The organism is Planctopirus hydrillae, from assembly GCF_001707835.1.
GTDB lineage: Bacteria > Planctomycetota > Planctomycetia > Planctomycetales > Planctomycetaceae > Planctopirus > Planctopirus hydrillae.
In genome coordinates this window covers 399,747-424,664 of record NZ_LYDR01000063.1, presented here as the reverse complement: position 1 = coordinate 424,664, position 24,918 = coordinate 399,747, and the positions used below count along the sequence as shown (strand labels likewise).

Annotated in this window: 20 protein-coding genes; 4 read left to right on the top strand and 16 right to left on the bottom strand. The window is 52.3% G+C overall.

The features are described from left to right. Positions 1–133: 133 nt before the first annotated feature. The 8 genes from A6X21_RS09100 to A6X21_RS09065 form a co-directional block, all read right to left on the bottom strand. A complete protein-coding gene (locus A6X21_RS09100) occupies positions 134–1,831 on the bottom strand; it encodes a response regulator (protein WP_068847255.1) in 1,698 nt (565 codons plus the stop codon). 444 nt (positions 1,832–2,275) lie between these two features. Continuing rightward, complete coding sequence (locus tag A6X21_RS09095) at positions 2,276–3,112, bottom strand: CheR family methyltransferase (protein WP_068847254.1); 837 nt, start codon at positions 3,110–3,112, stop codon at positions 2,276–2,278. Continuing rightward, positions 3,109–4,266 carry a chemotaxis-specific protein-glutamate methyltransferase CheB gene (gene cheB, locus A6X21_RS09090; RefSeq protein ID WP_068847253.1) on the bottom strand — a complete coding sequence of 386 codons (1,158 nt, stop codon included), beginning with the start codon at positions 4,264–4,266 and terminating at the stop codon, positions 3,109–3,111. The genes A6X21_RS09095 and cheB overlap by 4 nt, the downstream gene beginning before the upstream one ends. Further along, positions 4,263–4,631, bottom strand: a complete 369-nt coding sequence (locus tag A6X21_RS09085) for a response regulator (RefSeq protein WP_068847252.1) — start codon at positions 4,629–4,631, stop codon at positions 4,263–4,265. The genes cheB and A6X21_RS09085 overlap by 4 nt, the downstream gene beginning before the upstream one ends. Before the next feature lie 159 nt (positions 4,632–4,790). After that, on the bottom strand, positions 4,791–8,360 hold the full coding sequence (locus A6X21_RS09080) for a GAF domain-containing protein (RefSeq protein ID WP_068847251.1): 3,570 nt from the start codon (positions 8,358–8,360) through the stop codon (positions 4,791–4,793). A gap of 100 nt (positions 8,361–8,460) precedes the next feature. Next, positions 8,461–8,973 carry a chemotaxis protein CheW gene (locus A6X21_RS09075; RefSeq protein WP_068847250.1) on the bottom strand — a complete coding sequence of 171 codons (513 nt, stop codon included), beginning with the start codon at positions 8,971–8,973 and terminating at the stop codon, positions 8,461–8,463. Continuing rightward, positions 8,970–11,708 (bottom strand): hybrid sensor histidine kinase/response regulator, encoded by a 2,739-nt coding sequence (locus A6X21_RS09070; protein ID WP_068847249.1) that lies wholly within the window; start codon positions 11,706–11,708, stop codon positions 8,970–8,972. The genes A6X21_RS09075 and A6X21_RS09070 overlap by 4 nt, the downstream gene beginning before the upstream one ends. A gap of 287 nt (positions 11,709–11,995) precedes the next feature. Further along, entirely contained in the window at positions 11,996–13,078 is a 1,083-nt protein-coding gene (locus A6X21_RS09065) for a ferrochelatase (protein ID WP_068847248.1), read from the bottom strand. Positions 13,079–13,457: 379 nt separating this feature from the next. Between A6X21_RS09065 and A6X21_RS09060 the strand changes: the two genes are divergently transcribed. Next, entirely contained in the window at positions 13,458–15,575 is a 2,118-nt protein-coding gene (locus A6X21_RS09060) for a terpene cyclase/mutase family protein (RefSeq protein WP_068847247.1), read from the top strand. 51 nt (positions 15,576–15,626) lie between these two features. On the opposite strand, the gene A6X21_RS09055 is transcribed toward A6X21_RS09060, so the two are convergent. From A6X21_RS09055 to A6X21_RS09045, 3 genes are all read right to left on the bottom strand, one after another. Next, complete coding sequence (locus A6X21_RS09055) at positions 15,627–16,790, bottom strand: zinc-binding dehydrogenase (protein ID WP_068847246.1); 1,164 nt, start codon at positions 16,788–16,790, stop codon at positions 15,627–15,629. A gap of 42 nt (positions 16,791–16,832) precedes the next feature. Continuing rightward, positions 16,833–18,149, bottom strand: coding sequence for a DUF5690 family protein (locus A6X21_RS09050; RefSeq protein ID WP_240490211.1), 1,317 nt, complete (start codon positions 18,147–18,149; stop codon positions 16,833–16,835). Between the two features lie 219 nt (positions 18,150–18,368). After that, positions 18,369–18,854, bottom strand: coding sequence for a macro domain-containing protein (locus tag A6X21_RS09045; RefSeq protein WP_068847244.1), 486 nt, complete (start codon positions 18,852–18,854; stop codon positions 18,369–18,371). 194 nt (positions 18,855–19,048) lie between these two features. On the opposite strand from A6X21_RS09045, the gene A6X21_RS09040 reads away from it, so the two are divergent. Both A6X21_RS09040 and A6X21_RS09035 read left to right on the top strand, forming a co-directional pair. Further along, a complete protein-coding gene (locus A6X21_RS09040) occupies positions 19,049–19,654 on the top strand; it encodes a hypothetical protein (protein ID WP_068847243.1) in 606 nt (201 codons plus the stop codon). 34 nt (positions 19,655–19,688) lie between these two features. Beyond that, positions 19,689–20,090 carry a rhodanese-like domain-containing protein gene (locus tag A6X21_RS09035; RefSeq protein WP_068847242.1) on the top strand — a complete coding sequence of 134 codons (402 nt, stop codon included), beginning with the start codon at positions 19,689–19,691 and terminating at the stop codon, positions 20,088–20,090. 170 nt (positions 20,091–20,260) lie between these two features. Here the strand turns inward: A6X21_RS09035 and A6X21_RS09030 are convergent, their stop codons facing one another. The 5 genes from A6X21_RS09030 to A6X21_RS09010 form a co-directional block, all read right to left on the bottom strand. Then, the gene (locus tag A6X21_RS09030; RefSeq protein ID WP_013110159.1) at positions 20,261–20,830 is read right to left on the bottom strand and encodes an elongation factor P; all 570 of its coding nucleotides are present in this window, start codon (positions 20,828–20,830) and stop codon (positions 20,261–20,263) included. A gap of 52 nt (positions 20,831–20,882) precedes the next feature. Continuing rightward, positions 20,883–22,115, bottom strand: coding sequence for an elongation factor P maturation arginine rhamnosyltransferase EarP (gene earP / locus A6X21_RS09025; protein ID WP_068847241.1), 1,233 nt, complete (start codon positions 22,113–22,115; stop codon positions 20,883–20,885). Between the two features lie 200 nt (positions 22,116–22,315). After that, complete coding sequence (locus A6X21_RS09020) at positions 22,316–22,732, bottom strand: arsenate reductase ArsC (RefSeq protein WP_068847240.1); 417 nt, start codon at positions 22,730–22,732, stop codon at positions 22,316–22,318. After that, positions 22,729–23,445, bottom strand: a complete 717-nt coding sequence (locus tag A6X21_RS09015) for an MIP/aquaporin family protein (RefSeq protein WP_068847239.1) — start codon at positions 23,443–23,445, stop codon at positions 22,729–22,731. Before A6X21_RS09015 ends, A6X21_RS09020 begins: the two co-directional genes overlap by 4 nt. Continuing rightward, on the bottom strand, positions 23,442–23,777 hold the full coding sequence (locus A6X21_RS09010) for an ArsR/SmtB family transcription factor (RefSeq protein ID WP_068847238.1): 336 nt from the start codon (positions 23,775–23,777) through the stop codon (positions 23,442–23,444). The genes A6X21_RS09015 and A6X21_RS09010 overlap by 4 nt, the downstream gene beginning before the upstream one ends. A gap of 789 nt (positions 23,778–24,566) precedes the next feature. Here A6X21_RS09010 and A6X21_RS24325 point away from each other — a divergent pair. Further along, the gene (locus A6X21_RS24325) at positions 24,567–24,881 is read left to right on the top strand and encodes a BON domain-containing protein (protein WP_131818259.1); all 315 of its coding nucleotides are present in this window, start codon (positions 24,567–24,569) and stop codon (positions 24,879–24,881) included. The last annotated feature ends 37 nt before the right edge of the window (positions 24,882–24,918 follow it).

Below are 24,918 nucleotides of genomic sequence, written 5' to 3'. Positions count from 1 at the left end.
TAACGATGAGTTTTGAGTACTGATAATCAGATTACCCGGTGAGCCATGGCTTGCCGGGTGTTTTTCATTCAGTACGTGTAAATTTGGAACATCGAGGATTTAAAACTTCAACCTGCCAAACGATCCACCATCATTAAGCGGTGGGTTCGGCTGGAGGAGTCATCACCTTTTCCAGTTCGCTCAAAAGCTGTTCCAGGCGGAATGGTTTGTAGAGTGCTGATTTCAAACCCATCTGTCTGGCTTTGACGATCGAATGTGAAGGGTCATAGCCGAAGCCTGTCATCAGGATGACGGGCAGATGCTCATTCAACTGTCGAATTCGCACGAAGCAGTCGAACCCTGTCATGTCAGGCAGACGGATATCAATAATGGTAGCGTCATAATGATATCCACGCACGAGTCGTTCAGCTTCAATGCCGCTGCTGGCAGCTTCCACCACGCAACCAAACCGAACAAGAAGATCATTTGCGGCCTGGCGAATCGTATCATCCTGGTCGACAACAAGAATTCTCTTGCCGCGAATGCGTGCTCTTTGGGCGGCCGGTTGATAGGCCACTGGTGCGTGAGGAAGTGCCGGTTGAGCCGCTTCTCCGATCTTCATGATCAGATCACGAATACCACGGGTGTGATTGATCACCCGCTGCAATCGCTCACAGATCTCGGGCTGGTGACCAATAAACCCATCGAGAATCCAGTTGGCATCACCCAGAATTTCAGAGAGCGGACGATGAATCTCTCTCAGGACCAGATTCATACTCTCGCTTTGTGCCGTCATTTTCTCAACGGCGAATAACTCCAGTGTATTCAGCGAGATCGCGATTTCGCGTGCAAACAGCTCCAGAAACTGCAGATCGCGATGGGAGAATGCTCCTGCTTTCGAGCTTTCGACATTGAAGGTTCCCAGCACTTCATCGTGCAGAATCAAGGGCACTGTGAGCGAACTACGGGCTCCCAGCGCACCGGGCAAGTACAAAGGATCGCTCGATGTTTCTTCGCAAAGATAGCTGCTCCCGGTAGCGGCAACGAAACCTGTCACTCCGTTATTCGTCGCATTGGCAAAAAGTTTCCGGTGAGCAGCCTCTTCAGTCATCCCGACATGGAGCAATGGATCTAACGATTTCGTGTTCCGATCCAGCAGACGGATCTCGATCGTTTCGTAATTGAGCGTATCCTGCGTGAATTGAATGATCTTCTGTTTGAGAAGTTCAATGCGGTCCTCCACCGACATCTCGATGAGTTCTTCGGCAGAAAGATCGCCCAGTTCTCGACCAGCCTGGTGGATTGCATTGAGTTTTTCGCGTTCGAGGACATCGTTCGAGATGTCATGAACCGTAACGACCAGTCCCAGAGGAAGCTCATTATGATCGTCAAGGACCGGTGAAACGAGAATTTCAAGATACTGCTTGTCGCTCAACCGCAGCTTTGTTCGAGTGGTTTCACTGGTGGCCAGAGCCTGATTAAGGGGTGAGAAATCGGGCCCTTCAATTTGCGGGTTTTGTAAAACTCCAAAAAAATCCCGCCCCGAAAGATCGTTCGTTCCAGCCAGCTCTTCGATCCGGCGATTCCACCAGAGAACCTGTTGCTGATGATTGAGTACCACGAGCCCGTCGGGAAGATGCTGAACCAGAGCGTTAATTTCATTCAGCCGCATGGCCAGCGAAGCCATTGTGCCGATGACCAGCACTCCATCGGGTAGATCATCCTTCGAGAGATGGGAAAATGGTGTCGCGGGTGGGAGAACATCCACCGGGAAGCCACGCAAATGCTGCAGAATCTGCTCGTGCTGCTCGCTGCTTGCTCCGAGAACCACCACACGTTCAGGAACAGCCACGAATCACCCTTTTACTGAACCACGAATAATCGCAAACAACTCATATTAGAGTATCCGACTTTGTGGAATATTTGCATGGCAAACTTCTCGAAAAAGTGAATCGAGAGCACATTAGAATTTAGCGCCACTACAGGATTGAGCCGCGGGTGACTGACTCAGGCATTAACCTCGTGTTGAGAAAACCATCACCCTCGTGCTCTTCGCGACCTTCGTGGTGAATTCTCCATTCGAGAACTAACGAGCAAACCGTTCGAGGTGATAGCAGCGTCAACTGTCACTCAGCCAGTTTCCTGCTTCTTCAGAACGTGTGAACGTGCCGATGACACGCTGACTCGCGTGCCTCATACACAGGTGGCAAGCAATGCGTTCAGCCAACATCATCTGCGAGATGTGTGGGGAAAACTCCACCGCGATCACTCAGAGTTCCACCAATTTGAACGGCGATTAAACGGTCTGAAACTGTCTGGTCGGTGCATACACGGCAGATTTACAGCTTCGGACTCGCTGAAATCGATTCGTCACACCCAGGACAGTCTCGGCAGCACCAAGGACCAGGTAACCATCCGGCCGGAGTTGTCGTTCCATACGGTCGAGAATGGTGGTCTTATTGGCTTGTTCAAAATAGATGAGAACGTTGCGGCAGAAGATAATGTCAAATTCACCCAGCGAAGAGAGATTCTCCAGCAGGTTGAGCGGCTTGAAGGTGACGGCATTTCGCAGTTCTTGGGAGATCTGCCAACCTTCTGGTACCTGCTGGAAATACTTGACCAGCAGTTGAATGGGTAGACCTCGCTGAACTTCGAACTGCGAGTAGATTCCTTGCCTGGCTTTGGACAACGCTTGCTGACTGATATCGGTTCCAATGACTTCGATACGCCATGTCGACAATTGTGGAAAGGACTCGCGAATCGTCATCAGGAGCGAATAAGCTTCCTGGCCAGTGGAAGCTGCCGCTGACCAGATCCGCAGCCTGCGGCTGGTTTGCCGATTAGCAATCAACTCAGGAAGAATCTGCTCTTTGAGTTCCTCAAAAGGTGTCTTATCTCGAAAGAATAATGTCTCATTCGTCGTCATCGCTTCCGTGATGGTGGCCTCGAGACTTTCATCCCGGCGAACTCTGAGATGACGAACCAGCTCAACGAGGCTGGGCATACCCAGCGAATTGGCAATGGGAATGAGACGCGCTTCGAGGAGATACTCTTTTCCGCTTCCCAGGGCCAAGCCTGATCGTCTGGCGACCAGAGCCGATAGGAAATCATAGTCGTTGGAATCAATGGTCATGCTGCCCCTTTCCACAATGCAATCTGCCGGAGACGACCTGCAATCTCGGACAGCGAGAGCATCTCATCGTGAAGGCCTGCTTTCACGACAGCTCCCGGCATTCCCCAAACCACGCTCGAGACAGCATCCTGTGCCAAGATGTAACCACCCGCCTGATGGACGGCCTGTGTCCCTTCAATTCCGTCATCACCCATGCCAGTCAACATGACTGCTGCCAGATGCTTTCCCCAGACATCGGCTGCTGTCCGAAAGAGCGGATTCACCGATGGGCGACAATAATGTTCCGGTGCTGCCTGATGAAGTTGGGCGACGATATCCGCCCCTTTGCGAACAACTTCCAGATGATAATCACCAGGAGCTACATAAATTTGCCTGGGGAGAATCGGCATGCCCGTCTGTGCTTCGACACAGACTCTTCGCGAATCACTTCCCAGATGTTTGGCCAGCATCGGCGTAAATGCCGCTGGCATGTGCTGAACGATCAGTATGGGTTGCCAGATTGTGTCATCAATGCTCGACATGATCTGACTGAGAGCTTTGGGGCCACCTGTGCTGGTGCCAATCACAATGGCCTGCACAGGCCGAGGCATTCTGCGTAGTACCGAACTGCCGGTTGATCGAGTGGCCGTCTCGGTTTTCAACGGAGTCGGGTAAGCAATGTTCGTGCGAGGTACGTTGGTTTCGGAGTGTGAACGAATCTCGGTTTCGGCAACAATCGCCCCATCCGGACTGTTTACCTCCGGTTTGTTCGTCAGTGCCCGGATCAGTGGTACAAGTTCGGCTCCGACCTGCTGGATCGCATCCGAGGCCGATTTTGCCTGCGGTTTCGCGACACAGCCTGCAGCGCCTTGCGCCAAGGCTTCAACCGTCACTTTCGCGCCGGCCGTCGTGAGAGCACTGGCCATGATCACATGTGTGCCGGGAAACTGAATCTGGATCTGACGCAGGGCGTCGAGTCCATTCATCACAGGCATTTCGACATCGAGGACTACAATGTCTACAGGATTGCGTTTCAGAAATGCCAGGGCGGCTTCGCCATGCATCGCTGTTCCAGCAAGCTGCAAACCCTCGGTCGATTCAATGACTTTGGCCATCAGGCCACGGATCACGGCGGAGTCATCCACGACCAGAATTTTCACTGGACGTAAACTCATAGAATCCCTGTTCCGGCAAGTTTTTCGCGCACGATTTCTTCCGTGAACGGTTTCATGATGTATTCGTTAGCACCCGCCTGCATGGCTTCCAGAATCCGTGGCAGATCGTTTTCAGTCGTACACATGATCACGGCCGGTTGAGGCTGCGATTTGTCTTCGCGCAGTTTACGCAGGAACGTGATGCCATCCATGACGGGCATATTCCAGTCGAGCAGAATGGCATCAATTTCCGGATGACTCTGCACGCGCTCCCAGGCCTGACTGCCATCTTCTGCCTCAAGAATGTTAACCCCCAATGGAGTCACCATGCGTTTGGTTGCCAGACGAACGGCACGCGAATCATCGACTAGAAGCAAGGTTTTCATAGAGCAGACCTTTTCAGGGCAGCAAGCATCCCGTTTTTCTGGATAAGCCTGAATTTCAATCTCGTGGTCATCGACGTATGCAAGTTTTCCAAGTCAGTCAGAACCGCCAGAGAACATTCTCAGAGTTTGAGTGAGAATGTTCCCGGCAGTTGACTGCTGTTAGTGGGACCGCAATTTCTGGAGGAATTGAGTCGTGGCCTGATCCAGCCGATTCGACTCGATCGCCAGACCTTCAGCCGCAGTCAGGATATCTCCGGCTCCCTTACCACCTTCGTCGGCAGCTTGTGAAACCCCGGCGATATTAGATGAGACTTCGGCTGTTCCACGGGCTGCTTCTGAGACATTACGGGAAATTTCGTTGGTTGCGGCCGATTGTTCTTCAACCGCGCTGGCAATCGTGGTGCTGATCTCGTTGATTTTCCGAATCGATTCTCCAATTGAGCCAATCGCAGTGATCGCTACACCCGTTGCATTTTGAATGGCGTTGATCTTCTGGCTGATTTCCTCAGTGGCCTTGGCTGTCTGTCGTGCCAGTTCTTTGACTTCATTGGCCACCACAGCGAAGCCCTTGCCTGCTTCTCCTGCACGGGCCGCTTCGATCGTCGCGTTCAACGCGAGCAGATTGGTTTGTTGAGCAATCGATGTGATCACTTTCACAACCTGCCCGATTTCGTTACTCGACACTCCCAGATCGCGAATGGTGGCGTTTGTCTTCTCGGCATCATGGACAGCGGTGGCTGTCATTTTTGATGCATCCTGAACATGTCTGGCGATTTCAGAAATTGATTTGCTGAGTTCTTCTGAGGCCGAAGAAACGGTTTCGACGTTTCGGGTGGCTTCTTCACTGGCAGCAGCAACAACCTGTGCCTGTCGTGCCGTTTCGTCAGATGTGGCAGCGAGAGACTTGGCACTGGCCTGCATTTCTGTCGCTGATGAAGTCACGATTTCGACAATCCCGCGAATATCTTTCTCGAAGGTGTCCGCCATCTGAACCTGCTCGGTGATGATGGTAAAGGTCACCATTGGCCCGACATAGTCCCCTTTTTTGTCGTAAATCGCGTTCACCTGGACATCGAGATGATCTGTGCCAAGTTGAACTCTGGTGGTAAAGGGCAGATTCCCTGGGTTCCCGAGAATACGTGACTGCAGTTCCGTCTGTCGGGAAAAGAGATCGAAAGGCTTGCCTTTGAGTTCGTTGACCTTTCGCGGAAGTTGATTCTCGAGCCGCTTGAGATTTTGAGATGCAGCGGGATTGAAGTATTCCAGCACCCCTTCACTGCTGGCCATCAGGACATTGATGGGCATGTTTTCCATCATGTTCTGAATGCGGGTGACTTCGTTTTCCATGCGAAGTTTCTCGGTCACGACATCCCAGGTAATCATTGAGCCGACAGCTTTACCTAAAGCATCTGTTACGGGGCTGATGACCAGATTGAGCCATTCCGGCCCGACCTGAATCTGGGCCTGGCGCGACTTTCCACCCAGGTTATTCAGGATGTTTCTCTGGTAGGCCGGATCTTTATGGAAGATATCAATGCTTTGCCCGAGAATTGCATCGGCCTTAACTGGCAGATATTTTTCTAAAGTGCGCAGGAGATTGATCGATGCAGGATTCAGGTAAGTGATCTTGAAATTGGAATCTGCCAGAATCATGTTGGAAGGCATGGATTCGACCATGCATTTCATGCGGAAAGCATCCAGTTGCTGCAACGTGCTGGAGAGTGCACGAGCGACAGCCCGCAGGGCTTCGGCACGTTCTTTAGTCAATGTGATTTCACGAGTGACAAAGAAGTCGATTGTGCCAATCACTTCCCCATACATAGTGATAGGTAAAGCCACGCCCGACTTGACACCTGCAACTTGAGCAGATGGTGCGCGGACGCAATCTGTCACAGTCGCCAGGTTCGGAACGAAAACCAGATCTTTGTTCAGCCACGCCTTACCATTTAAGCCCACGCCGCGAGCAAAACTGGAGGTCTCCGTCACACGGCGGAACTCCTGCGAGACGGTTCCATCTTCGGCAGAGAATTTCAAAAGCTGGTCTTTGTTGTCGATCATCCAGTAAGAGCCATACTCCCAACCAAAGACATCTTTGACAGATTTCAAGGCGATCTGGACAGCTTCCGCCGGTGAATTCGAGTGCGATAGAGCCAATTGAACGCGATTTGTCGCTTCGACATTTTTGGCGATTTCGGCCTGGATTGAGGCTGTTTTCAATCGCTGGATCTGGTTAGAGACCATCCGGCCGACGGATCGCAAAGTCTCAATTCTCGCCGTCGAAAGTTCCAGTTCTTCCGTGGCAAAGAAATCCATTGTGCCGACGACCTGATCGTCGACAATCAGCGGAAAGCACACACCCGATTTGACACCGGCACGCATCGCTACCGGGCCACGCACACAGTCTGGAACCTGTGCCAGATCGCGAACGAAGATCAATTCCCGTTGCCGCCAGGCACGTCCGCAAAGCCCCGCGCCTTCAGCAAACGTGGTGATCTGTGTCAGACTGGCAAATTCGGGATTCACAGTACCCGATTCCTGAGCGAATCGCAGTAGATTCGCATTTCGATCCATGGCCCAGTACGAACCGTAGGCCCAGCCAAAACCCTTCTGAACGGCTTCAAGTGCCTTTCGAGCGGCATCTTCCGGGCTTTCCGCTGTCTGCAGTTCAACCAGGACGCGATTGGTCGCAACCTGATTCTCCTGAGCTTCCGCAGCCGCAAGTTCAAGTCGTCTCTTTTCAGTGACATCCTGAAAGCTGACAACCTGACCATCGCGGATACCACCAGGGACAGTGGCAGGGTGAATATCGACCTGAATCAACTTTGTTGAAGTTCGGTGGATGAATCGCTGGGCAGAGTAAAGATTGGCCGAGAGCTGTCCCAATTGCGGCAACCTCTCGTATAAAACTGCTGCCGGGCCGCCGAGCAGTTCATCGGGAACAAGCTGTAGATCCGCAGCAATCGATCGCAGAATTTCGAGGCAGCGATGATTCATCGTAATGATCTGCCCACTCTTGCTGATATGCATGAGGCCCATCGGTGCGGCTTCAACGAGCATACGACTCGATTCTGTACGAGCCAGATCATGAGGGGCAATGCCATTGGTTGAATGAGCGATCTGATCGAGAATTTGTGCAGTCGTCATGGTCGGATCCTGGAGCTTCAGTTCGGATTGATGAGAGGTGGAATCAGTCAATGGATTGGTGAGTGATGTGTAAGGAATCGCGCCGTTGGAAGTTACTTCTTTTGTGGGGTTTTGAGTCTGTATGCCATCCCTTTGATCAGCATGCGCCGGCCTGTCGGGACCCAGGCATGGCATTGCAGCACCCGAAGATTGCAGCAATATCTGGCTGAGCCGATGCAAGGCCAGTTCCCAGGTTTTTTGCCGGAAGGCATTCCAGCGATGGGCCTCCACCTCAGCCAGCGATCTCAGGAGGGCTGTCTGAATGGCGAAAAGTTCTGTGGCTGTCCACGGGATCTGCCGTGTTTGTTCCCTAAGATCGTTGGCAAACGCTTCGAACAGTGTTTCATCGAGTATCACACGAGATAACAGCGGAATGCCTTTTTCGAGGGCATTCTTGAGAAGCTCGGGTTGGATTCCTGCAATGATCCCATTACCTGCTGTCCAGACGGATTGCAGATGCTGCGGGAAGACGCTGGCAACTGCTTTCGCATCAACGTTCTGCTCGACCTGCGCGACAGGATATGCCAGAACTTGAGGACGATTCATGGGGAGCCACTGAGGTCAATAATTCGATATTCAAAAATTCTGAGTTCGAAACAGACGAGTTTGAGTATTGAGTTTGAAAAGCGAGGCGGTCATCCATTCGTCAAGGTCGTGGTTCCATCGGCGAATGTTCCGATTTCAGCGGCCCGCCAATTGCCAGAATGGCCGTCACGTTGAGTAATAGCAGCAGATTCTTTTCCAGGCGGACCACACCTTCGGTATAAGCTTTCCAGGTGGATGAAATCGTGCGTGGTGGAGCTTCAATAGGCATCTCGGCGATATCCAGCACATCGCCCACACTGTCGACCAGCAGGCTGAAGGATTCGCCTCGGTAGCGGAGCACCACATTCATGCTTCCCTCCGATTGCGAATAATCAGGAAGTCCCAGACGCCGCCTCAGGTTGATGGCAGTGACAATCTGGCCGCGGAGATTCAACAGCCCGGCTATTTCCCGTGGTGCCAAAGGCACGGAAGCGATTGTCTGGGGGTTCAGAACCTCCTGCACAATACCTACGGGAATGCCCATGAGTTGCTCGTTCACCCAGAAGGTGACGAACTGCTTCTGATTCAAGGCGTGTGATTCGACGGTGGGAGTTCCATCAACTGGAGCAATCATGCGGAAACTCCCGAATGAGGCTGCATCCTGCAGATTTGTGCCATCGAAGAACTCAATTCCTGGGGATTAAACTTGGCGAGAAAATGATCAAAGCCCGACTTCAGAATCCGCTGGCGATGTTCTTCGCCCAGAAGAGAAGTCATCGCAATCAGTGAAGATTGTTTCTGCTGATCTCGCCTGCAGTACCACTGCGCAAACTCGCAACCCGTCATCTCGGGCATTTCAATATCGCAGATAATGACATCAAACTGTTCACCCCGCTCGATGATCTGTTGCGCCTGATGACCCCCAGAGGCCGTAATGATCTTATGGCCGTCGGCTTCAATCGCGGTTTGCAGCAGTTGACGGAAAAATGGGGAATCGTCAATGGCCAGAACACGCAGGCGGTTTCGCTCATCTTCTCGATGAAACCAATGAGGATTGGCCTGGGTGAGATAGTGCTGAATATCAATAATCTCGGTTGCTTTGCCACCGACGACCGTTGTGCCAAAAACTCCGGGGCGTTTCCCTTGCATACGAATGGTGATGGTCTCTTCGATGATATCTTCGATCTTGTTGACCATCAGACCCATCATGCGTGAGTTATCGCTGAAGACAACCACCGGTTGAGGATCGAGCCTCTGGACATCACGGCTGTTTCCACGAATCGGGATCAGCGGCAAGAGATCTCCGCGATACTGAACAACCAGTTGCTCGCCGACCTGCTCAATCTGTTTGAGGGAAAATTCTTCCAGCCGCGCCACCAGGCCGAGTGGTACGGCCATAGTTTCCTGATGAGGTGTCGAGAATAAGAGCAGGCTGGTTTTGTCATTTTCTCCATTGGCAGCATCCTGCTGAAGATTCCGCAGCTCTCTCTGGGTTCTGCTGGCAGTTCCACCCAAAGCTGCTGCTGTCCCCGCGACATCCAGGATCATAATGACTCGACCATCACCGAGAATGGTCGTTCCCTGGTAGACTCGCAGATCTTTCAGAATGCTCCCGAGGGGTTTGACGACGATCTCTTGCGTATCGAAAACTTCGTCAACAATCAGGCCAAACTGCTCATCTCCCACTTGTACAACGACAATACTCATGTCTCCTTCGTTGTCTGGTGGCAAAGAAGGAAGTTTGAGTGCATCGCTGAGTCGTAAAAGAGGCAGCAATCGGTCACGCAGGCGGAAAATTCGCTGGTCGTGAATTTTTTCAATGCGGATGAGATCGTCGACTGAAAGTCTTACGAGTTCAACGATTCCTAGTTGTGGAATCGCGAACGACTGCCCGGAACTCGAGACGACCAAAGCCGAGATGATGGCCAGTGTCAGTGGAATCTTGATGCGAATCGTTGTCCCCTGCCCCCATTGAGAGCGGAGTTCGACTGTTCCACCAATACGCTCAATCGCTGTACGGACAACGTCCATGCCCACGCCACGACCCGAGACACTCGTGACGGTCTCGGCTGTGGAAAAGCCAGGCAGAAAGATGAACTGAAGGATCTCTTCTTCCGAAAGATGCGCCAGATCGGATTCAGTCGCCAGACCCTTTTCAAGGACTTTCTGTCGTACTCGTTCGACATGAATGCCAGCGCCATCATCTTCAACATGAATGATGACATGGCCCCCTTCGTGAAAGGCCTTCAGTCGAATGGTGCCCGACTCTGCTTTACCCTGTTTACGGCGAATTTCGGCCTTCTCGATACCATGGTCGGCCGAGTTTCGCACCATATGCGTTAGAGGATCTTTAATTGCATCGAGAACGGTGCGATCAAGTTCCGTCTCCGCGCCGTGCATTTCAAGTTCGATCTGCTTCGATGTCACTTGCGAGAGATCGCGAACGAGTCTGGGGAGCTTACTCCATGCATTGCCAATCGGCTGCATGCGGGTTTTCATCACCCCTTCCTGTAGGTCGGTTGTCACTCGGTTGAGGTGCGTGACTGGCACCTGGAAGCGCGACTCGTCTTCGCCGCGAACCATCTGTAATAGCTGATTACGAGTCAGAACCAATTCACCGACCAGGTTCATCAGTTTATCGAGAACTTCAACATTCACTCGAATCGACAGGTCAACGGCAGCAGAGCGTCGTCCTTCGGATTCGGAATCACTTTCTCCATTCGTACCATTTGAAGCTGTCGCCAAAGTTGCTGGCTTGCCGGTTCGATTTGAACCTGGGTCAACTTCCGCGGCTTTAGAGGTGTTTGCAGAAACAACAGGGGCTGATGAAGTCACGGCGTTGGCCGGGCTCATTGATTCCGTGTTCCGTTCACCGGTCGATTCTGGACGTTGGAAGTTCACCGGCTGGTTGGAAGTGGATTCCCCAGACAGGGCGTGAGGTTGTGTAGAAGTTAGAGCCGGAGCATGTCGTGGCTGACTGACCGGGGAACTCAATGAGGCGAGTAAATCGAGTTTATGAATCAGTGCCGAGGTGTCGAGCTCAGGTTCGGCCTGAGTCTTTTCGATCGTTTCCAGCAGGTGCTTGATTGTGTCGACACCATCCAGCACGAGAGAGATCGCCTCGTTTGTGACGTCAAGTTCACCGTCACGCATTTTGCCAAGGACGTTTTCCGTGGCGTGGGCGACTTTTCCCAGATGTTCAAAACCCAGGAAGCCGCAGGTTCCTTTAATTGTATGAATTGTGCGGAAAATACTGGCGAGGAGTGGACTGTTGCTGGGTTCCTTTTCGAGAGCGACCACTTCAGTGTCGAGTTGGGCCAGGTTCTCCCAGCTCTCTGCCAGGAACTCCTGCAGAATATCCTCGTCCATTATGTTTGAACCCCCTGCACACTGGCTTCGATAGTCCGAGCGAAGCATGCTTGAAGGCATCTGCCTGGAATGCCCGCATAAATCTGAGATGAACCAGATCGGGCAGACCAGTTTGGCAGACGAAATCAGACCGGAGCAGCACAAGAGCTTGACAGTCGCGAAGAGCTGTCAAACGGTATGTGGCCCAGCGGTCAGCACTGCTTCATGGGAACTATCGGCAGATTGAGCCGATGGATTGCGTGCTGGAGGATCAAAATCAGTTTTTGAGTGTTTTACTGTCGTGGTTGTCAGATCTGTCGTGCTGTCGATCCGTTGGAACCGTCACGACTGGAAATGTTTGCCGCGGCTGTTGGTCGGCCTGTCGGGTATTCACAACAGTGTGGCGGGCAGACATCGTGGCTGGGTCCGAAGTGGCCAATCGCCTGGCGGCAGCTTCGTCGGCCGATCCTTTCTTCGACAAGTTCTCGAATCATCGAAATAAACTGAGGATGAGTCCCCACAGTTCCGGACCGAACAAAGTTCAAACCGAGTTGTTTAGCGAGCAGGCTGGCTTCTTCATCGAGGTCATAAAGGACTTCCATGTGATCCGAGAGAAAACCCACCGGGGCGACCGCGACATTTCGGATGTTTCGTTCGTTGAGGGATTTCAGATGATCAAGAATATCTGGTTCCAGCCAGGGATCCTGAGGACGTCCACTCCGGCTCTGATAGACCAGTGACCAGCGGTCCCTTTCGAATCCCAGGGCGTTCGCAATCAACCGACAGGTTTCAGTCAGTTGCAACGTGTAGTTGGATCGATCCGCCATCGACATCGGGATACTGTGAGCGGTGAATGTCAGATGGGCCTGCTGACGCTCCTCATCACTCCAGGCAGATATCGCAGTTCGTAGCCGATCGGCATTCGCCTCGATGAAGAGGGGATGGTTGTAGAACATTCTCGTTTTTTCGATAAGAGGTGCCGAAGGTCCAACGGCTTCTCGGGCGGCAATGATGTTCTCCCGGTACTGCCGGCAGCCGGAGTAACAGCTGTAGCCCGAGGTAAAGAATGCCAACGCACGCTGCACCCCCTGCTCAGCCATTTCACGAACTGTGTCAGTCAGCATCGGGTGCCAGTTGCGATTACCCCAATAAATGGGGAGATCGATACCAGATTTCTGGAACTCAATTTTCAAAGCAGAGATTAGCTCCCGCACCTGGTCATTAATCGGGCTTTTGCCACCAAAGTGATAGTAATGTTCGGCAACTTCCAGCATGCGTTCTCTGGGAACAGGTTTGCCTCGAAGCACATTTTCCAGGAACGGCAGGACATCTTCGGGACGATCCGGGCCTCCAAAGGAAACGATCAACAAAGCATCGTAAGGCTGGTTCATGAAAGTCTGTCTTTCCGCAGGATGGATCATGGAGCGCTACTGCTTTACCAGAAGTCTGCGCAACAACGAACTCACGAGTTGCACAAGTCAGTCGATGAGTCAGGTTCCGCGAAGGCCGAAACAGTAGAGGATTACTCTGGGATTATGGCCTTCCACGCGTCAATCGCCACTCTGGTGAGTTGATATGCCGTAAGAACAAGCGAAATCCAGTTGTGCCCAGCAAGAAGTCGAGCCAAAGTCCTGAGTGGTTTGTGGAACATGCTCAAGTTTTCTTGCGGCATTGGATGCAGTGGCTTAGGATAGCCGGCACTGGAGAATCCAGACCAGATATTCAATTCACAATGACTAGGATCTGCCCAGGGATGGAGGGGCTCCTGAAATGACTTCAGGTACTTTTGGTGCGAAACGAGTCGACCTGCTGGCAGCATTCGAACATTCGGCGCCTGTCGAAAAAACGCGGGAAACCTGTGTGGGACTACAGACCGCGATCGCGAGAACTCGCCAGTATCTTCTCGATCAGCAACATTCCGAAGGATTTTTCGTTGCTGAACTTGAAGGAGATACGATCCTCGAATCGGAGTACATCCTCCTGCTGGCCTTTCTGAATGAAGGGCAATCTTCTGATGCACAGGCCGCGGCGAACTATCTGCTGGCCCAGCAGAATGAAGATGGCAGTTGGAGCAATTTTCCTGGTGGCCCCATCGATGTCAGTTGTGCTGTCAAAGCTTATCTGGCCCTGCGAATTACAGGTCATGCAGCCGATGAACCCGCCTTAATCAGGGCTCGTGAAGCAATTCTCAAGGCAGGTGGCGTTGAGCGTGTGAACAGTTTCACGAGATTCTATCTTGCGATGCTGGGGCTCATTCCTTATTCGATGTGCCCGGCTGTTCCGCCAGAAGTCGTCTTGTTACCCGATTGGTTTCCGATCAGTCTTTCACAAATGTCGGCCTGGTCGCGGACAATTGTTGTCCCACTGAGTTTACTCTGGGCCTTTCAACCTGCCGTGGAATTGAAAGACGCGGGCGGCCATCAGATCACCATCGATGAATTGTATGCTTCGAAGGAGAAGCAGTTACCCCGCTTTATTCGCGGTGTGAATCATGAGTCGAACTCCAAAGGCTGGATGAACTGGAGTCGATTTTTCTTTTTTGCCGATCAATGCCTGAAGTCCATCGAAAGTTATGGAATCAAACCTTTGCGGTCGCGCGCAGTCCGCAAGTGTGTGCAGTGGATCCTGGATCGGCAGGAGATGAGCGATGGATTGGGAGCGATCTTTCCTCCGATCGTCTGGACGTTGATCGGGCTCAAATGTGCCGGGTTTGACGATCAGCATCCAATGGTTCAAAAACAGCGGGACGAATTGAATCGACTGATGCTCCGCGAGCGGGATTCGTTACGCCTGCAGCCTTGCTTGTCTCCCGTATGGGATACCGCAATTTCGATCATTGCCTTGCGGGAGTCGGGAGTCGAACCCGATCATCCTGCTCTTGGTAAAGCGAGGAACTGGCTGCTGAGTAAAGAAGTCCGCCATGCCGGTGACTGGTCGAAAGCTCATCCCGAGACTCCTGTCTCAGGATGGTATTTCGAGTTCAATAACGAGTTTTATCCCGATGTTGATGATACCGCGATGGTGCTGATCGCTCTGGCTTCTACATTACCAGAAGAGGCGACACCCTTAGCGATTTCCAACGGAGTTCTTCCTGTCCAGACAGGCTGGAGCGCAGAAAGTAACTCTCGCGAACAGGCACTTAAGCAACTGGAATGTCATCGACCTGTTCTGGAAGCCATGGGGCGAGGTGTGCAGTGGCTTAAAGCACTTCAGTCGAGGGATGGCGGATGGGGAGCTTTCGATTCGGATATCAACAAGGAACTACTGACAAAAGTTCCTTTCGCTGACCATAACGCCATGCTCGATGAGACGAATGCCGATATTTCGGCTCGAGTCCTCGAAGCGTATGCAGCCGTGGGGATCAGTTTCAATGATCCTTCTGTGCAAAGAGCGCTGGAGTTCATCTGGAATGATCAGGAGTACGATCATGCCTGGTATGGTCGCTGGGGCGTCAATTACATCTACGGAACATGGCAGGTTCTGGTGGGCCTGACTGCCATTGGTATTCCTGCCCATGATCCTCGCCTGGTACGTGCGGCGGGTTGGCTTAAAAGCAAGCAGCAGGCCTGTGGCGGCTGGGGTGAAACTCCCGCTACTTATGATCACCCGTCCCTCAGGGGACAAGGCACGCCGACTGCCTCACAAACGGCATGGGCTGTACTCGGTTTGATTGCAGCCGGTGAGCAGAACTCGATCGAATGCCAGCGGGGCGTGGAATTCCTGCTCAAAAATCAGAAAATTAACGGCATATGGGACGAAGAAGAATTCACAGGGACGGGCTTTCCCCGGGTCTTTTACCTGCGATACCACTATTACCCCCTCTACTTCCCTCTCATGGCGCTGGGGCGTTTTGCCAGAGCTGGTGGAAGGGTAAATCTTGCAGGATGATTCAGTCAGTCAGTTCATCCTGCGTCAACCGTTACTTTGAAATTTGTTAAGCTACTTCTGAGTCATGGTGATCCCGATGCGGATTGCCGAGGGTTCTTTGCCTGCCGTCATGGCTTCGCTGATTTGTTCCAGAGGAAACCACTGCTTGACCAGCGACTCAAAGGGGTAGTTCTGATGTTCGCTGGCCAGAAATTCGATTGCAGTTCGCAAATGCCTGGGGCCATAGTTGTGAACACCCCGCATGGTAATCTGACGACGGACAAGCTGTTCGAGTGCCATACCAATCGCAGGTGACGGGAAGACGGAACCAGCCAGAACAATCGTGCCGCCCAGTCGCACGAGAGGCCAGACACTTTCAAAGGCGGCATTGTTCCCAGAGAGTTCAGCAACGGCATCAACCCCATGTGGAAGACCAGCCGAACGGAGAGTCTCTGCCAGTTGCATCGAATCGGACGTGTGGGTGGCCCCGAAATTCAAGGCCAACTCTCGCCGGTAGGGTTGAGGATCAACGCAAATGACATGGGTGGCCCCCAGCGATCTGGACATCGCACAGGCCGTCAGTCCCAGCATCCCGGCTCCAAGAATGCAGATACTGCGGCCCTTAAGCGGTTGAGCCGCTTCGAGAACTGCGGCAATTGTCGAGGTCGCACAACTGGCTGGGCACGCCACCGAAGTGGGTAAATGGGGTGGCAATTTGATGATGGCTGTCCCAGGGACCAGCAGGCAGTATTCGGCCAACCCTCCCAGGAGTTCTTTGCCAGGACGAAATGCTTCGTGACCATACTTGACCGAATGGAGGCATTTTTGGGGAAGATCGCGTTCGCAGTAAAAGCATTTGCCGCAGTTGGCCACGACGGCCCACGTCACGAGATCTCCCACATGGAGTGGAGCATTGGCGAGATCCGCGGGAGTAAAATCTCCGCCAATCGCTGCAATCTGCCCGACGATTTCGTGCCCGAGAATTGTTGGTACCGGGACTTTGCGACGGCCTTCCACGCTATGGAGATCACTCCCGCAGAGCGTGCAGGCCGTGACCTTCACCAGAATTTCCCCGGCACCCAACATGGGAAGCGGTATCTGATTCAGTTCGAGATGGTGCGTCTCACCAGAGAAAACGGCGGCAGTGCAGGCTGTAGGGAGAAAAGCTTCACTCAGCCGCAATCGTTCCATGCGACCGCTGCTATCTCGAGAGGAACTGGGTGATGTCGTGGGCATGATTCGAACACTCAAAAAGTGATAAAGAAGTTCCGGGCATCATCAACTGGAGATGCGAACTTCGAGTTCGGTCAATTTTGACTGACGAGGTTGAACTTTTGAAAAGTAGACCCAACTGATCACCAGGGCAATTGTTGAAATGACCACACTTGCCCAACTGGAAATGATCAGCAGTTCTACAACGTTCGTGCTTCGCGAGATATAGTTCTTCAGGAGCACAATCCCGACAAAGCCCAAATACCCGATGGCATCGACGACATACATCAGGAATCCGACAGTCCCTTTATCGCGAGTCATCGCAATCAGGCGTTCGAAGACGGTGGTGTGAAAGGCCACATAGGGGAGGTACAGCCCCAGCCCTAGAAGGACAATGAATGTGAAATCGTTCATCAGGTCCAGGTGATGCCCAATCAGCGAGCCAGCAAGAAGCCCCAGTCCGACACCACAGGTTCCTAAGGCGGTAAAAAATGCCAGCCGATTATTGCGGATCAATACCGCTGTTCCATTCACAGCGATCACTCCCAGCGTCACGAGAGTCTCGGATTTGGTGAATGTCGAGGATGTGAAAGTGCTCCCCAAAGTCTTCCAGATCTCCGGCTGAAAGTCATCACGCAGGCTCCGCAGAATCGTGACCAGCAGATAGAAGACAATGATGGGCAGCAGACCCGGCGCATAGCGGCTGAAGAACGCCCAGCGATCCTGGCCACTCATGGTGCTCCGCTCGGTTCGTGCGGCGATATCTTCGATCGATGGTGGAGGAACCAGAGCGAGCATGACGAGGCAGATTCCCAGGGGAATTGTAAATAACCCCCCGGCCGCTGCGGGCATCCAGTCTTCACTTATGCCGCGATCCCTGAGCAGCCAGGTTCCTACAGACTTCATGACTCCTCCAGCGAGGATAAAACTGGCACAAAGACCGGCGGTGAGTGCTTCGCTCGAACGACGACCTTCAAGACAGCCCAGCACCAGTCCAAAAACCATGCCCAGTGGCAGGCCATTGAAAAACATGAAGACCAGATTCCACGGGCGTGGTGTTAAACCAAAGCCAATCAGACTCAGTTGTGCGAGAGCGATGAGAATCAGGATGCCCAGCACCCGGCGATGTGGCGGAGTTTCGGCAATGACTTTTATGCCAATGAACTTGGAGAGCATGTAGCCAAAGACTTGCGAGATCACCAGCACGCTTTTGAAGTCCATCTGAGCCAACAACGGCTCATTGAAACTCCCGGCAGTGAATGGTTTGCGAAAGGCATACATGGAAAAGTAACAACCAAAGGCAGCCACGACGGTCCAGAGACCCCAGAAGAATTCCTGCCAGGGACTTCGTGAGGTTCGCATTGAAGAAGCGGCGTTTGACACAAGAATTTCGTTCAGAGCTGTGGTTAAGGTTCAAGGGATGGACGAAACTCTACCCACGCTTTGATGTCGACGACCATACAAAAATAACGATTCTCATTGTTTCTTAACAATCAACTTGTTTTCTTTCAGAGAAACAGGTCGTCGTAGAAGACTGTCGAAGAATCCTCTCTTCAGATTCTGAATCAATGCTCTGCCACCAGATTTATGTGGCACGATTCGTCATTTTTCCGCAGCGAATGTCACCACTTTCACCAGGAGGGGGCTCTTCAAGTCGAGCTTTGCCAGCTCATCGAGAATCAGGCGACGAGCTTTATCGGCAGGAAAACCTCCAGATCCGGCACCTATCAGGGGGATGGCCATCGAGCCAAAGCCCTGCTGTTCTGCGAGCTGTACGGCATTACGAGTCGATTGGCGGATGGAATACTCACTCGCCAGCCAGCACAGGTTGATCCCCGCAACATGAATGATGCCTCGAAAGTGCAGACGCCCAGCCGACGTTAAGACTGCCGAGCCCAGGGGCATGATTCCAGCACGGCTGAGCTCACGGAATGGTGCTTTCCCGGCCTGACGTTTGATGGCACCAGACACACCTTGAGGTAAAAGCAGCCACCAGGGAATGAAGTTTCGATTCCACGAATTGACAATCACATCCACCGGTTGTTTGAGAAGATCTCCCGAGACGAGTTCGACAGTGGGTGCAGCCATGAATTCACTTCGGCCATTAAATTGTGGTAAACAAGCAGAGAAAACTCACTGCCAACTGGGTATTCGAAGACGCTGCCGATCAAGGTCTTGAGTTATCGCTCGATCTGCGCGCTTTTTTGAGTCATGCTGGCAAAGAATTCATGAACTGTCGTGATTGATCTGAGGGGAACCTCAGAATTGCAGGATTTGTAATGATGTCGAAACAAGCTGCAGGTCATCAAGGAAATTGGATCAGTCATCTGATTGGAGTTATCGGATTTGTGATTGTGCCGACGCTCATCACGATGATTGCGCCTGTTTCGTATGTGATTCTGGAGAACCGGGAAGGACGGCCCGTCGCGCGGGCATCGACGTGTCTGCTCTTTGTGATCCCCTTTCACACAGCCGTGATTGATCCTTTGCTGGCTGTCGAAACCAGAGTGCGGGCTGCACGGGAAAGAACTCCTGAAGAGCGGCGTCGACACAATCAGGGGCGGGGCCAGATTGATGGCGAAGGAACACTCACGTTTGTCGGCGCAGGAGAAAGTTCCTTTTCGATATCCGTTTCTCCTGTCAGTATTGAGGGAGCCAAAACTCAGGTCGAGAACTTTATCAACCACAACCAGACAGATTCGAAGTGGCTTTTTCTGCCCGCCAATTGGAAGTTCAGCGTCTTTTTTGGAGGTTTCTGGGCATTTCTCACGCTGCTATATGTTGTGGGGGTGACTCTCAAGCTGCTGATGAGCCTCGTCTGGCTGGTGGGAATTGGTCGCCGGTCTGCTGGATTGGAGGAACCCACTTCGTCTGAGGTGGCTTCCTGAGCGTTTCTTGGAGCGTAGCGAAAGGAAAGTCGATATGAATCAGATTGTCACAAGTTTTCTGGTCGTTGTGGCCATGTTCGTTGCGATCGACAGCCATGCGCAGGGTGCCGATTACACAACTGACTCCCTTGTTGTGGTCAAACAGCAGATTCAGGAAAAGAAAGCCTTGCTGGTCGATGTACGTGATCAGGCGGAGTGGGATCGTGGGCATCTCGAAGGAGCCTTGCTGGTCCCCTTTCGTAAACTGCAAAAAGGGATGACGCAGGCCGATGTCGAGAAAGTATTGCCCAAAAATCAGATCATTTACACGCACTGCGCAGTGGGAGCCCGATCGCTCGGAGCCGCCGGCGTGCTGAAGGATTATGGGTACGACGTCAGGCCACTTCAGCAGGGTTACAAAGAGCTTGTCAAAGAAGGTTTCCCTGTCGCCAAGTAAGTTTGAATGGCAGTTCACTCAAGAATGACTCGGAACGATCGATCCACAAAAAAACTCGACCCGCCATGGCAGATCGAGTTTTTTGTTTTTCGCCGAAAGGCCGAATCCCGCTTTGTCGAAACACGCAGTCATGACACCCGACAAAACGATTCTTTTGCGAGATGTATCGATTAGCAGCGGCGGCGGAACTCGCCGGTCTCCGTATCAATTTCAATCTTATCGCCAATTTCTACGAAGGCGGAAACCTGTAGCTCGTACTTTGAGTGCTTGAGAACCGCGGCCTTGGTAATCTTTCCAGAAGTATCGCCACGCGTCACTGGTTCGGTGTATTCGACTTCGCGAATGATGACCTTCGGGAAGACCACAGAAATGGGCTTACTTTCGTAGAAGGTCACTTCGACGACATCGGTCATTTCTGGCATGAGGTATTTTTCAACATCAGCCATTGTTTCGGCATCGATCTCGTACTGGTTGTAGTCGCCATCGACGAACACGTGAACCGGTGGTGCTGAGTAGGAATAGGTGCATTCTTTCTTGTCCAGAATGATCTGTTCCATTTTCTCGTCGGCTTTGACGACCGTTTCTGAGACGCGACCTGTCAACAGGTTCTTCATCCGCAGTTTGACAACGGCAGCATTGCGACCTGACTTGTTGTACTGGGCTTTCAAAACAACAAGGGGATTTCCTTCGACGATCACCACATTGCCCGACTGCAGGTCGCCTGCCAGCTTAACACTCATGAAACAATTTCCTGGAAGATGGTCACAGTCTGATGGGGAGGAACCCAGGCTCTCAAGAGCGTGAAGTTTCCTCACGGATTTTTCTTACGAACATTTCCAGATTGTTTGCGAGATTGCCCTTACGGTCAAGCCGGTCGGCCCATTCCTCGCTGTGTCGATTCCATTCTTGTCGAAAATGAATCAGTTTTTCCCAGGCGTCTTCGATGCCGCTGGCATTTGCCCAAGAACGATCCGGCGGAATCTGATTCCAAAGACGCCAGAACTCCGCAACTGCCTCACGATTGGAAAACTCCCCTAAATACAGGCTCAGAAAGGCTTCGAGCTTCTTGTGGTGAGCAGCCTCTTCCTGCGGATAAATCTGCCAGATCAGAGGGCGGTTCGCCCATTGAGCACGAACAAAAGAGTCTTCCCCCCGCACAAAATTGAAATCACAGCTCCAGAGCAGTTCATCGTAAGCCGAGGGTGGCAAAAAGGGCAAAATCAAAAGCTCAAGAGCACCAATTTGCAGTCGATCGCCCGCTTTGAGGGGATGCCCACACCACTTGGCAACCTGATTGGTCGCTAATCCGTGGGTGACAAACAGACTCGTGGGCGCACTTCTGGATGACCAGTAATCGAGAAGTTGGGGAATCCGTGGATTCTGATAACAGAATAAGGAAATTCGCAGTTCACCCGGCATTTTCTGAGAGTCAGGAAGAGGGTTTTCTCCTTGTTTCGAGCAAAGACGTGCCCACAGGTCGGGTGTCGCACGAGAACCTTGAGATATGAACTCCTGCTGATAGCGAAGGACTTGCTCTCTCAGACCAGCTTCCTTAAGCAATCCTCCCGTTTCGGTCGTAAAGCCCGGGAAGAAGAAATACTTCCTCAGGCTGCTCGAAGAACCTGGAGTTGCCAGCCCATGGCACTCAGAAACCCAATCCTCGGCACTGAGATATTCCAGATTGATCCACACCACAGGAGGATTTGGCACTGACTCGTGGAGTGAAAGGAGTGAACTTTGGTAACAGTTGGGAATCTCACAGGCAAAAGCTTCAATGACCACTCGAGCGGGCTGAGTCTCTTCAGAACAGCTCTCCCATTGACAGATTTCGATACCATCCACCTGCTGAGACCCCAGGTTCGTCCGGACTTGTGGGCACAGGTGAGTCAGCACCTCAAGTCGATCGATCCAGAGCCTGACTGGAATTCCGAGTTCATGATGCAACTGCCGAGATAAACGCCAGCACACACCAATATCGCCATAGTTGTCAATCACCCGGCAGAAGATGTCCCAGCGGTCTGCCACGATAGAGCGTGCTCTTTCTGTTTTCTGGAAAAAGGTTATCAATCGTGATGCTGATTCTGCGATTGAACTTCGCCTGGCGTGCTTTGCCTGTGGCTTTGAGCCAGCATGCTTGACCGATCCTCAATTTGCGATGAATTTCAGGGATCCGCCCGCGTTATCCGGCGATTACGTCGTGATCACGATCTTCTGAAAGATGTTAATCACGTCCTGTTCGCGAGATAGCCGCTGATGGTATCACGGATTTCATCACGCACACGGCGGAACATGACCATCTTTTCCTCGTCGTTCCCTTTGGCATGCGCCGGATCCTCAAATGGCCAATGCAGTGTGAGTTTCGCTCCCGGGAAGACAGGGCAATCCTCTTTGGCGTTATCGCACACCGTGACCACCAGGTCGAAGTTTTCATTCTGATACGGTGCGACCGACTTACTCATGAGGTTCGAAATATCAATCCCCAGTTCTCCCATCGCTCGCACGGCCAGCGGATGAACGTAGCCGGCAGGACGTGAGCCGGCCGAGACCGCTTCCCACGTCGGCTGACCCAGAGAGTTCCATAAACCTTCGGCCATTTGCGAGCGGCAGGAATTTCCCGTGCAAAGAATGAGTACGCGTTTCATGATTCGAGCCTGTTTTTTGTAGAGTTATTGGTTTGGAGTTCGTCTTGTGAATTGGCAGGTATGGAAATTTCCTTGTGTAATTGCTGAAAACTCAAGACAGCGAACGCTGATCCGATGCAGGGTGCCAGGATGTAGATCCACAATGAGGCAAGATTTCCGCTGATAACGGCTGGCCCGAATGAGCGTGCCGGATTCATCGAAGCCCCTGAGATCGGGCCGCCGAACATGGCTTCAAACGCGACCACTGCACCAATGGCTGCTCCTGCCATCACACCTTTTTCGCGAGCCCCCGTGGAGACACACAAAATGACAAACATCAATATGGCGGTGAGAATGATTTCGAGAATCAAAGCCTGCCACCAGAAATAGACCGGCAGCGTTGCCCCCAACGTGGGATGGTCGAGGAAGAGGATTCGTAACAGGCTGGCTGCAATCACAGCACCCAATATCTGGCTGCTGATGTATGGTGCCAGTTGCCGCGCTGGCAGTCGCCGTGCCAGCCAGAACCCCAGCGTCACAGCGGGGTTCAGATGGGCTCCAGAAACATCGCCCAGGGCGTAGATCATGGCCATGACCACGAGGCCGAAAGTTAAAGCAACCCCGGGATGGGTAATGACACCGCCACTGAGATCGTTAACCACGATCGCCCCTGCTCCGGCAAACACCAGAGTGAAAGTACCGATCGCTTCAGCAACGTAGCTTCGTGTGCTCATGAGGATGAATCCTCAGCGAGGCTTTGCTGTCGCTTGGTGATGTCGCATTTGAGCACGTTTTCCAGGCAGGTGAAGAACCCATCGAGACAACCACAACTGACGCGGTAGAAGGACGTTGTTCCCGCTTTACGTACTGAAACAATGCCGGCTTCGCGCAGCACAGCCAGATGTTTGGAAACCGTCGATTGATCAAGCCCCAGTTCAGCGGTGAGTTCGGAGACAGAACATTCGCGATCATGCATCCAGTCGAGCATGAATAATCTGGCAGGATGTGCCAGCGCTTTCGCGATCTTCGCCCGGGCCTCGTACTTGATTCGCTGCTCGTTATTCATGGTTGCATGGCAATATAGCCATGGACCAGCTCCCAGGTAAAGCTGGAGAGTTCAGAACCTGGGGAATCACACAGAAAAAAGTTTTTCCGAGGCTCACTGGGCCTGATCAGCATTTGATTGAAAATGATCTTTTGGGCTGAACTGCAGTTTTTCCGGAATTTGAGTTGACATTTTTCGAAAACGTCCCGATACTAACTACTACTCAGTGAGTGATAGTTCTGTTGGCTGTCCAGCTACACGATGTTTGTCTCGCTGTGTCTCCCCTTTCGTCGTGTCTGAGGCTTGAGGAGTCTCTCATGAATTCATTCCCAAAATCTCGAAAGACATTCCGCAATCGTATTGCGGAAACTCTGCTCGTCTCTCGCAATCCTGGGATCAACTGCGTTGAGCTGTGTTCAATTGGCATGTGCTCCGCTTGTTGTTGTTAGATCAGAATTCCACGTCGTGATCCTCGGGTGAAGTCAGTGCCCATGGATGATGAACGACGTATCAAATAGCCCTGACAGGCAGTCCATACGGACTGTCCCTTGCGAAGAATCACCTGGTCGTCATTTGGGTTTTTTTGAATGCCAGGCCCGTCCATCGGTTGGGCAACGATGATTGCCAGTGGGAGGCAGCTCAATCCCTCCTCCCTGTGATGTTGCTGGTCTCCCTGAGCAGCATGCGCCTGTTTTCTTGCCGGATGAGCCGCTTGATGCTGAGCCGCTCGATGATGGCGGAAGGCATGTAGCTTCTCTGTTTGTCTGTCTATTCAAAAATCAAGACGGCTTTACGCCGCAGAAAGATATTATGGTCGCCTTCAATGATTCCGATTTTGCCATTTTGGTTTCCCCTTCTGAAACAACGACTGAAAGACAGCTCTACGAAAGGCTCTTTATTCAAGAGCCCGACACATTTCGTTTCGTTCAGATTCATATCAGCAATGGTGTGCTCGTCCTGACGGGCACCGTAGACAGCTACTTCGAGAAGGCGCTGGCCGTGCAGGTCGCTCGTCGAAGTGTGTTCCAACTCGACGTTGCCGATGAACTCCAGGTCAATCCCTCAATTTCTCGAACGCTTCGCAGTCTCAACCGCATTGCACGGCATGCCACTTCGAATTCCTAACGATCAAATCGAGAACGTATACATTCGCAAAGGGTTA

Excerpts from the sequence above, each read along its gene's own strand:
- A6X21_RS09095 (WP_068847254.1), bottom strand. The coding sequence starts at position 3,112 with ATGACCATTGATTCCAACGACTATGATTTCCTATCGGCTCTGGTCGCC.
- A6X21_RS24325 (WP_131818259.1), top strand. The coding sequence starts at position 24,567 with ATGGTCGCCTTCAATGATTCCGATTTTGCCATTTTGGTTTCCCCTTCT.
- A6X21_RS09085 (WP_068847252.1), bottom strand. The coding sequence starts at position 4,631 with ATGAAAACCTTGCTTCTAGTCGATGATTCGCGTGCCGTTCGTCTGGCA.
- A6X21_RS09075 (WP_068847250.1), bottom strand. The coding sequence starts at position 8,973 with ATGATTGCTCCAGTTGATGGAACTCCCACCGTCGAATCACACGCCTTG.
- A6X21_RS09015 (WP_068847239.1), bottom strand. The coding sequence starts at position 23,445 with ATGAGCACACGAAGCTACGTTGCTGAAGCGATCGGTACTTTCACTCTG.
- A6X21_RS09055 (WP_068847246.1), bottom strand. The coding sequence starts at position 16,790 with ATGCCCACGACATCACCCAGTTCCTCTCGAGATAGCAGCGGTCGCATG.
- A6X21_RS09080 (WP_068847251.1), bottom strand. The coding sequence starts at position 8,360 with ATGAATCGTCCTCAAGTTCTGGCATATCCTGTCGCGCAGGTCGAGCAG.
- A6X21_RS09070 (WP_068847249.1), bottom strand. The coding sequence starts at position 11,708 with ATGGACGAGGATATTCTGCAGGAGTTCCTGGCAGAGAGCTGGGAGAAC.
- cheB (WP_068847253.1), bottom strand. The coding sequence starts at position 4,266 with ATGAGTTTACGTCCAGTGAAAATTCTGGTCGTGGATGACTCCGCCGTG.
- A6X21_RS09020 (WP_068847240.1), bottom strand. The coding sequence starts at position 22,732 with ATGAAACGCGTACTCATTCTTTGCACGGGAAATTCCTGCCGCTCGCAA.
- A6X21_RS09045 (WP_068847244.1), bottom strand. The coding sequence starts at position 18,854 with ATGGCTGCACCCACTGTCGAACTCGTCTCGGGAGATCTTCTCAAACAA.
- A6X21_RS09030 (WP_013110159.1), bottom strand. The coding sequence starts at position 20,830 with ATGAGTGTTAAGCTGGCAGGCGACCTGCAGTCGGGCAATGTGGTGATC.
- A6X21_RS09010 (WP_068847238.1), bottom strand. The coding sequence starts at position 23,777 with ATGAATAACGAGCAGCGAATCAAGTACGAGGCCCGGGCGAAGATCGCG.
- A6X21_RS09035 (WP_068847242.1), top strand. The coding sequence starts at position 19,689 with ATGAATCAGATTGTCACAAGTTTTCTGGTCGTTGTGGCCATGTTCGTT.
- A6X21_RS09060 (WP_068847247.1), top strand. The coding sequence starts at position 13,458 with ATGACTTCAGGTACTTTTGGTGCGAAACGAGTCGACCTGCTGGCAGCA.
- A6X21_RS09040 (WP_068847243.1), top strand. The coding sequence starts at position 19,049 with ATGTCGAAACAAGCTGCAGGTCATCAAGGAAATTGGATCAGTCATCTG.
- A6X21_RS09065 (WP_068847248.1), bottom strand. The coding sequence starts at position 13,078 with ATGAACCAGCCTTACGATGCTTTGTTGATCGTTTCCTTTGGAGGCCCG.